The 10,127-nt window shown below is 74.3% G+C and carries 11 protein-coding genes; 7 read left to right on the top strand and 4 right to left on the bottom strand.

Translation table 11 applies throughout. The features are described from left to right. Positions 1-60: 60 nt before the first annotated feature. The gene (locus ACJTNH_RS15705) at positions 61-270 is read right to left on the bottom strand and encodes a hypothetical protein (protein WP_458177255.1); all 210 of its coding nucleotides are present in this window, start codon (positions 268-270) and stop codon (positions 61-63) included. 250 nt (positions 271-520) lie between these two features. On the opposite strand from ACJTNH_RS15705, the gene ACJTNH_RS15710 reads away from it, so the two are divergent. The 3 genes from ACJTNH_RS15710 to ACJTNH_RS15720 are packed head-to-tail and all read left to right on the top strand — an operon-like array spanning position 521 to position 4,011. Continuing rightward, complete coding sequence (locus tag ACJTNH_RS15710) at positions 521-760, top strand: hypothetical protein (protein ID WP_458177257.1); 240 nt, start codon at positions 521-523, stop codon at positions 758-760. Beyond that, on the top strand, positions 757-1,506 hold the full coding sequence (locus tag ACJTNH_RS15715) for an ABC transporter ATP-binding protein (RefSeq protein ID WP_458177259.1): 750 nt from the start codon (positions 757-759) through the stop codon (positions 1,504-1,506). Before ACJTNH_RS15710 ends, ACJTNH_RS15715 begins: the two co-directional genes overlap by 4 nt. 3 nt (positions 1,507-1,509) lie before the next feature. Continuing rightward, on the top strand, positions 1,510-4,011 hold the full coding sequence (locus ACJTNH_RS15720; protein WP_458177260.1) for an FtsX-like permease family protein: 2,502 nt from the start codon (positions 1,510-1,512) through the stop codon (positions 4,009-4,011). Positions 4,012-4,043: 32 nt separating this feature from the next. Here ACJTNH_RS15720 and ACJTNH_RS15725 read toward each other — a convergent pair whose 3' ends face one another. Continuing rightward, entirely contained in the window at positions 4,044-4,274 is a 231-nt protein-coding gene (locus ACJTNH_RS15725; RefSeq protein ID WP_458177263.1) for a hypothetical protein, read from the bottom strand. Between the two features lie 264 nt (positions 4,275-4,538). Next, entirely contained in the window at positions 4,539-4,775 is a 237-nt protein-coding gene (locus tag ACJTNH_RS15730; protein ID WP_458177265.1) for a hypothetical protein, read from the bottom strand. Positions 4,776-4,951: 176 nt separating this feature from the next. On the opposite strand from ACJTNH_RS15730, the gene ACJTNH_RS15735 reads away from it, so the two are divergent. Beyond that, entirely contained in the window at positions 4,952-6,730 is a 1,779-nt protein-coding gene (locus ACJTNH_RS15735; RefSeq protein ID WP_458177267.1) for a putative bifunctional diguanylate cyclase/phosphodiesterase, read from the top strand. A 13-nt stretch (positions 6,731-6,743) separates the two neighbouring features. Here the strand turns inward: ACJTNH_RS15735 and ACJTNH_RS15740 are convergent, their stop codons facing one another. Further along, on the bottom strand, positions 6,744-7,058 hold the full coding sequence (locus tag ACJTNH_RS15740) for a DUF6343 family protein (protein ID WP_458177269.1): 315 nt from the start codon (positions 7,056-7,058) through the stop codon (positions 6,744-6,746). 45 nt (positions 7,059-7,103) lie between these two features. Here ACJTNH_RS15740 and prfB point away from each other — a divergent pair, with 45 nt between their 5' ends. The 3 genes from prfB to ftsX all read left to right on the top strand — a co-directional run bounded on the left by prfB (position 7,104) and on the right by ftsX (position 10,069). Next, the gene (prfB, locus tag ACJTNH_RS15745; protein WP_458177271.1) at positions 7,104-8,213 is read left to right on the top strand and encodes a peptide chain release factor 2; all 1,110 of its coding nucleotides are present in this window, start codon (positions 7,104-7,106) and stop codon (positions 8,211-8,213) included. A gap of 224 nt (positions 8,214-8,437) precedes the next feature. Continuing rightward, the gene (gene ftsE / locus ACJTNH_RS15750) at positions 8,438-9,127 is read left to right on the top strand and encodes a cell division ATP-binding protein FtsE (protein ID WP_458177273.1); all 690 of its coding nucleotides are present in this window, start codon (positions 8,438-8,440) and stop codon (positions 9,125-9,127) included. 57 nt (positions 9,128-9,184) lie between these two features. Continuing rightward, positions 9,185-10,069 (top strand): permease-like cell division protein FtsX, encoded by an 885-nt coding sequence (gene ftsX, locus ACJTNH_RS15755; RefSeq protein ID WP_458177275.1) that lies wholly within the window; start codon positions 9,185-9,187, stop codon positions 10,067-10,069. Positions 10,070-10,127: the final 58 nt, after the last annotated feature.

Genomic DNA, 10,127 nt, shown 5'->3' on the forward strand with positions numbered 1-10,127 from the left:
GTCACCCATGGCCGCCTCGCGACCGTGGAGGCAGCCACGAGTGACCAACGGCGGAGCGGGTCAGCCGGCGATGCGGGTGCACTCCGGGCAGCGGTCGGTGCCCGGGAAGGCGAGCCAGTCCTGGTCGGCGACGGCGGAGACCAGCACGCCGCAGACCGACTGGTCCAGGCCGTCGACGACCGGGCGGGCGACGGCATGGGTGACCCGGTCGCTGCTGCGCGGGTCGTGCGCGCTGGAGGCCACGTGGGTGGCGGAGTCGGTCCTGGTCATGGAGAGGCTCGCCGTCATGGTCAGGAGCGTGCCGGACGAACATGACGATCCGACGACGACGGGACGTTGATCCCGCGATGACCCGTCACACCCGTCCGGCGGCCGGCCCCGACCCCCCGCCGGCCGGACGGCGCGACCCGGGAGCGGCAGCCTGCTGTACCCCAGGTCGGCAGCCGGGGGGATCGGCGCGGGGCCGCCGCGTGCCCAGGATCAGGAGTGACTCGAACGAGCCACGACCGAGGAGCCCCCCGTGCCCGACCCCTACGCCCTGCGCACCGACCCCACGACCGGCGCCCCCGCCCCCAGCGAGCCCAAGGCACACCGCGCCGACCCGCTGCGCGCGCTGCTCTGGACGCTGCTGGTGCTCAGCGTCGCTGCGAACACCATCACCTCCTTCGGCGTCGTGCCGCTGGCGGTCAGCATCGGCCTCGGCGTGGTCACCGCCGCCACCGGCATCACGCTGATCAGCCTGCACGTCCGCGGCCGATGAGCACCACGCTCACCCCGCCGGCCACCGGCACCGCCGCCGTCGCGCTCCGGCACGTCACCAGGACCCACGACCACGACGTCCGGGCCCTGGACGACGTCAGCCTGGAGGTGCCGCCGGGCACCTTCCTCGCCGTCATGGGGCCGTCGGGCTCGGGCAAGAGCACGCTGCTGCACTGCGCCGCGGGGCTGGACACCCCCACCAGCGGCGAGGTGCTGCTGGCCGGCACCGAGATCGGCCGGCTCGACGAGACCCGGCGCACCGAGCTGCGCCGGGACCGGATCGGCTTCGTGTTCCAGGCCTACAACCTGCTGCCCGCGCTCACCGTCGCCGACAACATCACCCTGCCGCTGCGGCTGGCCGGCCGGCCGCTGGACGCCGACTGGGTGCGGCACCTGGTCGAGCGGGTCGGGCTCACCGGCCGGCTCGGGCACCGCCCGGCCGAGCTCTCCGGCGGCCAGCAGCAGCGCGCGGCGATCGCCCGGGCGCTGGTCGCCCGGCCCGCCGTCGTCTTCGCCGACGAGCCCACCGGCGCCCTGGACCTGCACAGCGCCGCCGAGGTGCTCGACCTGCTGCGCGAGCTGGTCGACGAGCTCGGGCAGACGGTCGTGATGGTCACCCACGACCCGGCCGCGGCCGCCCGCGCGCACCGCGCCGTGGTGATGGCCGACGGCCGGGTCGTCGACACCCTGGAGCGGCCCGCCGCCGCCGACCTCGCCGCCCGCCTCGTCGCGCTGCGGGAGGGCTGAGCCGTGCTCTCCCTCGCCGTCGCGATGGCCCGCCGCCGGCTGACCGCGCTCATCGCTGTGCTGTGCGCGGTGTTCGGCGGGGCCGCCATCGTCACCGGCACCGGGGTGCTCGCCGAGTCCGGGCTGCGCTCGCACCTGCCGGCCGGCCGGCTCGCCGGCGCCGACGTGCTGGTCTCCGCCGACCAGACCCTGCGCCCCGGCGGTGACCTGCCGGTCGCCCTGCCCGAACGCGCAGCCGTGCCGGCCGGGCTGGTCGAGGAGCTGGCGCAGCTGCCCGGCGTGGACGCCGCGATCGCCGACGTCAGCTTCCCGGCCGCGCTGGTCTCTGACAGCGGGGACGTCGTGGAGACCGCCGACCCGCGCGCCGCCGGGCACGGCTGGTCCTCCACCGGGCTGCTCGCCGACCGGCAGGTGCGCGGCACCCCGCCCGAGGGCCCCGGCGAGGTCGCCGTCGACGCCGCACTGGCCGACGCCGCCGGGCTGCGCCCCGGTGACCAGGTGCAGCTGGTCGTCGCCGGCGAGCCGGGCCGGTACCGGGTCACCGCCGTGGTCGGCACGCCGGGCGCGGGCGTCCTGCTGGCCGACGACGTCGCCGCGGGCGTGCACGGCTCGGTCGACCTGATCGGGCTGCGGGTCAGCACCGATCCGGACGGCGTCGCCGAGGCCGCCCGCCGGCTGCTGCCCGCCGGGGTGGTCGCCAGCACCGGCGACGACCGCGGCGACGTCGCGCTGCCCGGGGCGACCGCCGCCCGGTCGATGCTGGTCGTGCTCGCCGGCTCGCTGGCCGGGGTGCCGCTGCTGGTCGTCGGCTTCCTGATCGCCGGCGCGCTGTCGGTCTCCATCGGTGGCCAGCGCCGCGAGCTCGCCCTGCTGCGCGCCATCGGCACCACGCCGCGGCAGCTGCGCCGGCTGGTGGCCGCGCAGGCCAGCGTGGTCGCCGCGGTCGCGCTGCTGCCGGGCATCGCCCTGGGGTACGCCCTCGCCGGGCAGTTCCGCCGGCTGCTGGTGCACATCGGGATGCTGCCCGAGGCCCTCCCGCTGGCGCTGGGCCCGCTGCCGGCGCTGGCCGCCGCCGTGCTGCTGCTCCTGGTCGTGCAGGTCGCCGCGCGGTCGGCCGCCTGGCGCACCTCGCGGGAGCCGGTGACCAGCGTGCTGGGGGAGGCCCGCACCGGGCCGCGCACGCCCTCCCGCGGCCGGTACCGCGCCGGGTTGCTGCTGCTGGTCGCCGCCGTCCCACTGTCGGTGCCGCCGCTGCTGCTGCCCTCGGCGCTCGGCGCCGCGGGCACCTCGCTGGCCGGCATCGTGGCCGCGATCGGCCTGGCCCTGGCCGGGCCGACGATGCTCCGCCGGGTCAGCGGCGGGCTGGCCACCCGGCTGCCGGCGCGGGTCTCGGCGCCGTCCTGGCTGGCGGTGGCCAACCTGCACGGCTACGCGCTGCGCTCCGCCGGGGCGATCACCACCCTGGCGATGGCCCTGGTGTTCGTGCTGACCTATGCCTACGCGCAGACCACGGTGGCTGGTGCCGTGGCCGAGCAGACCCGGGCCGGCACCCGCGCCGACACCACGCTCACCGCCGACGCCCTCGGCGGCGTGCCGGCCGGCCTGCTCGAGGAGGTGCGGGCCACCCCCGGGGTCGAGGCCGCCGCACCGGTCGGCTCGACGACGGTGCTCTGGCCGCAGCGGGTGCTGGGGGAGGAGGAGGTCGCCGCCGAGCCGGCGCTGGTGCTCACCCCGGCCGCGGCCGACGTGCTCGACCCGGGGGTCACCGAGGGCGACCTCGCCGACCTCCGTGGCGCCACGGTCGCCGTCGCCCGGGACGTGCCGGTCGGCAGCTCCGTGCAGCTCGTGCTCGGGGACGGCGCGGAGGTCGACGCGCGGGTGGTGGCGCGCTACGACCGCGGCCTGGGCTTCGGCTCCGTCGTCCTCTCCGCCGACCTGGCCGCCGGGCACACCACCACCGGCCTGGCCCAGCGCCTGCTGGTGCGCACCGACGGCAGCGCGGCCACCGGCCGGGCCCTCGCCGGCCTCGCCGCCGGCCGGCCCGGGGTCACCGTGGCCGGCGGGGGCCCGGACGGCGAGGGCCCGCTCGGCGACCGGCCCGCGGCGCCTCCGGAGACGTGGGTCAACCTCGCCGTACTCGGGGTGCTGCTGGGCTACCTGCTGCTGGGGATCGCCAACGCGCTGGTCGCCGCCACGGCGCAGCGGCGGGATGAGATCGCCACCCTGCGGCTGACCGGCACCACCCCGCGTCAGGTGCGCACGATGATGCGGCGGGAGGCGGGCCTCGTCTCGGCCGCCGCGGTGGTCACCGGGGTGCTGGTCTCGGCGCTGCCGCTGGCCCTGCTGGGCCTCGGCCTCCTGGACCGGCCCTGGCCGGCCGGCCCGGTGTGGCTGCTGCCGGTGGCCGCGCTGGTGGTCACCGGGATCGCGTTCGCCGCGATCGAGCTGCCCACCCGGGCGGCGCTGCGGGTGCCGCCGGCCGACGCGCTGGCCTCGGTCAGCTGACCGGGCCGGCCGAGGGCACCGTCAGGCGGGGGTCACTGCAGGGTGTCGCGGTTCTGGGTGTGCTCGCTGACCTGGGGCTGCTCGCCCCCACAGCTGCCCGGCGAGGCGGCCGCGGTGGTGCGCGCCCAGCACAGCCGGCACAGGTGCGTGGGCTCCGGCGGGAGGAACGGGCGCCCGCCCAGGGGGCGCACCTCCACCCAGCCGACGGCGTCGGCGGCCTCGGCCACCTCCGCGCACTGGTCGCAGCGGTACTGCAGGGTCATGCGTCCGGGCCTCCAGGGGCGAGGGACACCGGCGGCCCTCGACGGCCTCCAGCGTGCCCGCCGGGAGCCGCGGTCGCAGGACGGGTCAGGCCGCCAGCGGCAGGCAGTCGCGCAGCTCCGCCTCGAACCAGTCGGCGTCCAGCTCCTCGACCTCGCGCAGTTCGAGCTCGGCGAGCAGGGCGAAGGCGGTCTCGATGTCCATGACCCGGACTCTCCGGTGCCTTCCGCGCGGCCGGCTCCAGCCAACCGCAAGAGAACCGCAGATCAGCCGCCGCGGTTGACCTCGGCCTGCACGACCCCCAGCAGGGCCGTCTGCAGCGTCTGGTCGGCGTGGTCGCCGCGGGCCAGCGCCTCCTGGGCCGGGCCGGGGAGCCGGCTCACCTCGACGTCGTCCAGCCAGACGGTGTCACCACCGATCTGCCGGCCGAGCTTGAGCGCATCGCCCTCGCGCCGCACCTGGTACTGCTCGCCACCGAGCTCGATCGTCGTCGATTCGCTCATGCGGCAGCCCCTACCCTGGGGAGACGCCGGCCTACACGCCGGCCGCCCGTGCGGCCTTCACCCTTTCCGGTCGATCCGGCGCCACGGGGGTACAGGTGGTCGCGCTGCGGTCGATGCAGTCAGCGACACGGGTGCGCCAGCCAGGCCGCCCGCAGGCTCCAGACCAGGGGGTGGACGTGCCGCGAGCAACGGGTGGACCGCAGCTCCCTGACGACGTCCGCCGGCACCGGGGTGCCGAGCACGCCGACGCCGGCCTGGTGACCGGGGTGCTGGACGCGCTGCCCTCACCGACGGTCCTGATCGACCCCGACGGCACGATGCTCCTGGTCAACAGCGCGTGGCGGGCGGCCGGCGACCTGATGGACGACGACCGGCTGCGGGTCGGCGTCGGCGGCAACTACTTCGCGGTGATGCTCAGCCTGTCCGACGACGCGCTGAACCAGCAGCGGATCGCCCGGCTCCAGGAGCTGTCCCGCGGCGAGCGCGACCTGGTGTCGGCCGACTACGCGCTGCCCACCCCGTCCGGGGTGCGCTGGTACCACCTGCAGGCCTCCCGGGCCGACGAGTCCGGCCGGGTCGTGGTCACCCACACCGACGTGACCTCGCGGGTCGCGGCGGAACGGGCCTCGGCCTGGCAGGCCCGGCACGACCACCTCACCGAGCTGCCCAACCGGGCACACCTGCACCAGCTGATCGACGCCGAGCTGGCGCGGGCCGACCGCGGACCGGTCGCGGTGCTGTTCCTGGACGTCGACGGGTTCAAGGACGTCAACGACACCCTCGGCCACGAGGTCGGCGACCACCTGCTGCGTGAGCTGGCCACCCGGCTGACCAGCCGCACCCGCGGGCAGGACACGGTGGGCCGGCTCGGGGGCGACGAGTTCGTCGTGCTGTGCCGCGACTGCGACGTGGAGGGGGCGCTCGCGCTGGCCGAGCGGTTCCAGTCGACCTTCGACGAGCCCTTCCAGCTGGGCGAGCGGGCCACCCGGCTCACCGTCAGCATCGGGGTCGCCGCTGCCGCCGCGGGCACCCGGCTGCGCTCCACCGACCTCGTGCGGGACGCCGACCTGGCGATGTACGCGGCCAAGGGCGCCGGCCGCAACCGGGTGCGGGTGTTCAGCCCGGACCTGCGCTCGGCGGTCGAGCAGAAGGTGCTCGTGGCCGCCGAGCTGCGCGATGCCATCGAGGCCGGTCAGCTGGTGCTGCACTACCAGCCGGTGCTCCACCTGCCGAGCCGGCAGTTCCTCGGTGTCGAGGCGCTGGTGCGCTGGCAGCACCCCGAGCGCGGCCTGCTGATGCCGTGCGACTTCATCCCGCTGGCCGAGCAGAACGGCGTCGTCGTCCCGCTGACCCGCTGGGTGCTCGGCGAGGCCGCGCGGCAGACCGCCGCCTGGGACGCCGACGGGCTGTCCCTGGTCACCGGGGTCAACATCAGCGCTGCGCACTTCGGCACCGGCACGCTGGTCGCCGACGTCCACGACGCGCTGGAGGCCGCCGGCCTGGCGCCGGAGCGGCTGATCCTGGAGCTCACCGAGACCAGCGTCGCCGAGGACCCGTTGCGGGCCGCCGCGCAGTTCGCCCAGCTGCGCATCTCCGGGGTGGAGGTCTCGATCGACGACTTCGGCAGCGGCTTCTCCTCGCTCAGCCAGCTGGTCTCCATCCCGGCCGGGGTGCTCAAGCTCGACCGCAGCCTCATCGCCACCACGGCCACCCGGCGCAGCGAGTCGGCCGCGGCGATCGCGGCCGTCGTCGGCCTGGCCACCGCCTGCGGCATGCGGAGCCTGGCCGAGGGCGTCGAGACCGCGGACCAGCTGGAGCTGGTGACCGAGCTGGGCTGCACCTACGCGCAGGGCTTCCACATCGCCCACCCGATGCCACCGGCCGAGCTGGCCGGCTGGCTGGCCGAGCGCGCCGGCGGGCGGCCCCCGGCCCCCGTCCAGCTGCAGTCCGTCTGACCCGGCTCCCGGGTCAGCCCGGTTCGCCGCGCAGCTTGCGGCGGGCCACCACCACCAGGTCGACGAGGGCGATCACCGCCAGCACCACCAGCGCGACGGACAGGAACACCGGGGCGTCGGCGGAGAAGGCCAGGACGGCGAGGACGGCGCACAGCACCAGCCCGAAGGCGGCCAGCACCAGCCGCAGGGTGAGCGCGCTGCGTGCCGCGCCGGCGCCCCCCTCGGGCATCCGGGGCTGGGAGTCGGGGATCCCGCGGGGGAAGTCGTCGCGCTCGTACTCGGTCAGGTCGTCCGGGGTCCGTCGGTCGTCCGGTGGTGACGTGCTCATGCCGCTGGTCGTACCCGGCGGGGGAGCGCACTACCCTGGACTGTCGTGGCCGCTGACTTCTCCGTCGTCCTGGACGAACTCGACACGACCCTGAAGTCCATCGAGGCCGTGATGCGGGTCGATGACCTGCGCAGGGAGGTGGCCGAACTCGAGCAGAAGGCCGCCGCCCCCGACCTCTGGAACGACGTGGAGGCCGCCCAGGCGGTGACCTCCCGGCTGTCCTACCTGCAGGGCGACCTGCGCCGGGTGGAGGAGCTGCGCAGCCGGCTCGACGACGTCGGCCTGATGCACGAGATGGCCGCCGACGAGGGCGACGAGGCCACCCTCGCCGAGACCGAGCGGGAGCTGACCAGCATCCGCACCCTGCTCGACGAGCTCGAGGTGCGCACCCTGCTGTCGGGGGAGTACGACGCCCGCGAGGCGCTGGTCACCATCCGCTCGGAGGCCGGGGGCGTCGACGCCGCCGACTTCGCCGAGATGCTGATGCGGATGTACCTGCGCTGGGCCGAGCGGCACAAGTACCCGACCGAGGTCTACGACGTCTCCTACGCGGAGGAGGCCGGCATCAAGTCGGCGACCTTCGCGGTCAAGCACCCCTACGCGTACGGCACCCTCTCGGTCGAGCAGGGCACCCACCGGCTGGTGCGGATCTCCCCGTTCGACAACCAGGGCCGCCGGCAGACCTCCTTCGCCGGGGTCGAGGTGCTGCCCGTCGTCGAGCAGACCGACCACGTCGACATCCCGGAGAACGAGATCCGGGTCGACGTCTTCCGCTCCTCGGGCCCCGGTGGGCAGAGCGTCAACACCACCGACTCCGCCGTCCGGATGACCCACATCCCGACCGGCATCGTGGTCTCCTGCCAGAACGAGAAGTCCCAGATCCAGAACCGCGCCGCGGCGCTGCGGGTGCTGCAGGCCCGGCTGCTCGTCGTCCGCCAGGCCGAGCAGCGGGCCGAGCTCGACGCGCTGAAGGGCGAGGGCAGCAGCTGGGGCAACCAGATGCGCTCCTACGTGCTGCACCCGTACCAGATGGTCAAGGACCTGCGGACCGAGGTCGAGAGCGGCAACCCCTCGAGCGTCCTGGACGGCGACATCGACAGCTTCATCGAGGCCGGCATCCGCTGGCGGCGTCAGCAGGAGGCCCCGGCCAACTGAGGAAGGACCTCGGTGCCTCGGGCCTCGCCGCAGGGTCCCGCGGCGAGCCTGCGGGTCGGGCAGGGAGGTCCTCCGTCGAGGCCGAGGAACTGGTCACATCAGGCCGGCTGGGCGACGGAACGTGATCGGCCGGCCTGGGCCTGGTCACTGTGCGCGAACACAGTTGGCCGCCGCGCCGAGCGGACGGACCATCATGCGGTCCGCGGCAGGTACCGTCGTCCCTCGTGATCGAATTGCAACACGTCACCAAGGTGTACCCGACCAGCCCACGGCCGGCCCTGGACGACGTCTCCATGCAGATCGACAAGGGTGAGTTCGTCTTCCTCATCGGGTCCTCCGGTTCGGGCAAGTCGACCTTCCTCCGGCTGCTGCTGAAGGAGGACGACCCCACCAAGGGCGTCATCACGGTCAACGACAAGAACCTGAACACGATGAGCAAGTGGCAGGTGCCCAAGCTCCGCCGCACGATGGGCTGCGTCTTCCAGGACTTCCGGCTGCTGCGCAACAAGACGGTCGCCGAGAACGTGGCGTTCGCCCTCGAGGTGATCAACAAGCCGCAGCGCACCATCAAGCGCGTCGTCCCCGAGGTGCTGGAGATGGTGGGCCTGGAGGGCAAGGAGAACCGGCTGCCCGGTGAGCTCTCCGGTGGTGAGCAGCAGCGGGTGGCGATCGCCCGGGCGTTCGTGAACCGGCCGCTGGTGCTGCTGGCCGACGAGCCCACCGGCAACCTCGACCCCGAGACCAGCCAGGACATCATGCTGCTGCTGGAGCGGATCAACCGCACCGGCACCACCGTGGTGATGGCCACGCACGACTACCACATCGTCGACTCGATGCGGCGGCGCGTGATCGAGCTGAACGACGGCGTCCTCAGCCGCGACCAGAGCCGCGGCGTCTACGGGGTCGGCCGCTGAGGTGCGGGCCGTCGAGACGACCGTTCGCCGCACGCTGAACGACACGACAGGGAACTGATGCGCGTCAACTTCGTCCTCTCCGAGGTGGCCGCCGGGCTGCGCCGGAACCTGACCATGACGATCGCGATGATCCTGACCACCGGGATCTCGCTCGGGCTCATGGGCACGGGTCTGCTGATCGCCAACATGATCGGCGACATGCGGGAGATCTACTACGAGAAGATCCAGGTCTCGATCTACCTCGCCGACGAGGTGACCGACGAGCAGCGCGACTCGATCGCCGCGCAGCTCGACGCCTCCCCGGAGGTCGCGGACTACCTCTACGAGTCCAAGGCCGATGCCTACCAGCGCTTCCTGAAGGCCTTCCAGGAGCAGCCGGCGCTGGTCGCGAACACCCCGGAGGACGCCCTCCCGGAGAGCTTCCGGGTCGAGCTGGTCAACCCCGAGCGCTACCCGGTCATCGCCGAGCAGTTCCCCAACGGGCAGAACGGCGTCGACGAGGTCCGCGACGAGGGCGACTTCCTCGACCGGCTGTTCAGCCTGCTCAACGGCGCCCGCAACGCCACCATCGCGGTGGCCGTCGTCCAGGCACTGGCCGCGTTGCTGCTGATCTCGAACACGATCCAGCTCGCCGCGTTCAACAGACGCAACGAGACCAACATCATGCGACTGGTCGGCGCCTCGCGCTGGTACACCCAGCTGCCGTTCATCCTGGAGGCCGCGCTCGCCGGCCTGATCGGTGCCGGGCTGGCCATCGGTGGCCTGGTGCTGACGAAGATCCTGTTCGTCGACAAGACCCTCGCCGGCCCGATCAAGGCGGGCATCATCCCGCCGGTCGACTGGTCGGCGATCGCGGCGATCTCCCCGATCATCGCCGCGGCCGGTGTCGGCCTGGCCGCCATCGCCGCCTACGTGACGCTCCGGCTCTACGTCCGGCTGTAGCACCTCCGGCCGCAGCGACCACCAGCACCGCGACGGCGCCGGGACCCGATCGGGTCCC

This window comes from Modestobacter lacusdianchii (assembly GCF_054177765.1).

What these genes read in the sequence shown, in the direction of transcription:
- ACJTNH_RS15705 (WP_458177255.1), bottom strand. Translation starts at nt 270, where the DNA reads ATGACCAGGACCGACTCCGCCACCCACGTGGCCTCCAGCGCGCACGAC.
- ACJTNH_RS15715 (WP_458177259.1), top strand. Translation starts at nt 757, where the DNA reads ATGAGCACCACGCTCACCCCGCCGGCCACCGGCACCGCCGCCGTCGCG.
- ACJTNH_RS15725 (WP_458177263.1), bottom strand. Translation starts at nt 4,274, where the DNA reads ATGACCCTGCAGTACCGCTGCGACCAGTGCGCGGAGGTGGCCGAGGCC.
- ACJTNH_RS15730 (WP_458177265.1), bottom strand. Translation starts at nt 4,775, where the DNA reads ATGAGCGAATCGACGACGATCGAGCTCGGTGGCGAGCAGTACCAGGTG.
- ACJTNH_RS15740 (WP_458177269.1), bottom strand. Translation starts at nt 7,058, where the DNA reads ATGAGCACGTCACCACCGGACGACCGACGGACCCCGGACGACCTGACC.
- ftsX (WP_458177275.1), top strand. Translation starts at nt 9,185, where the DNA reads ATGCGCGTCAACTTCGTCCTCTCCGAGGTGGCCGCCGGGCTGCGCCGG.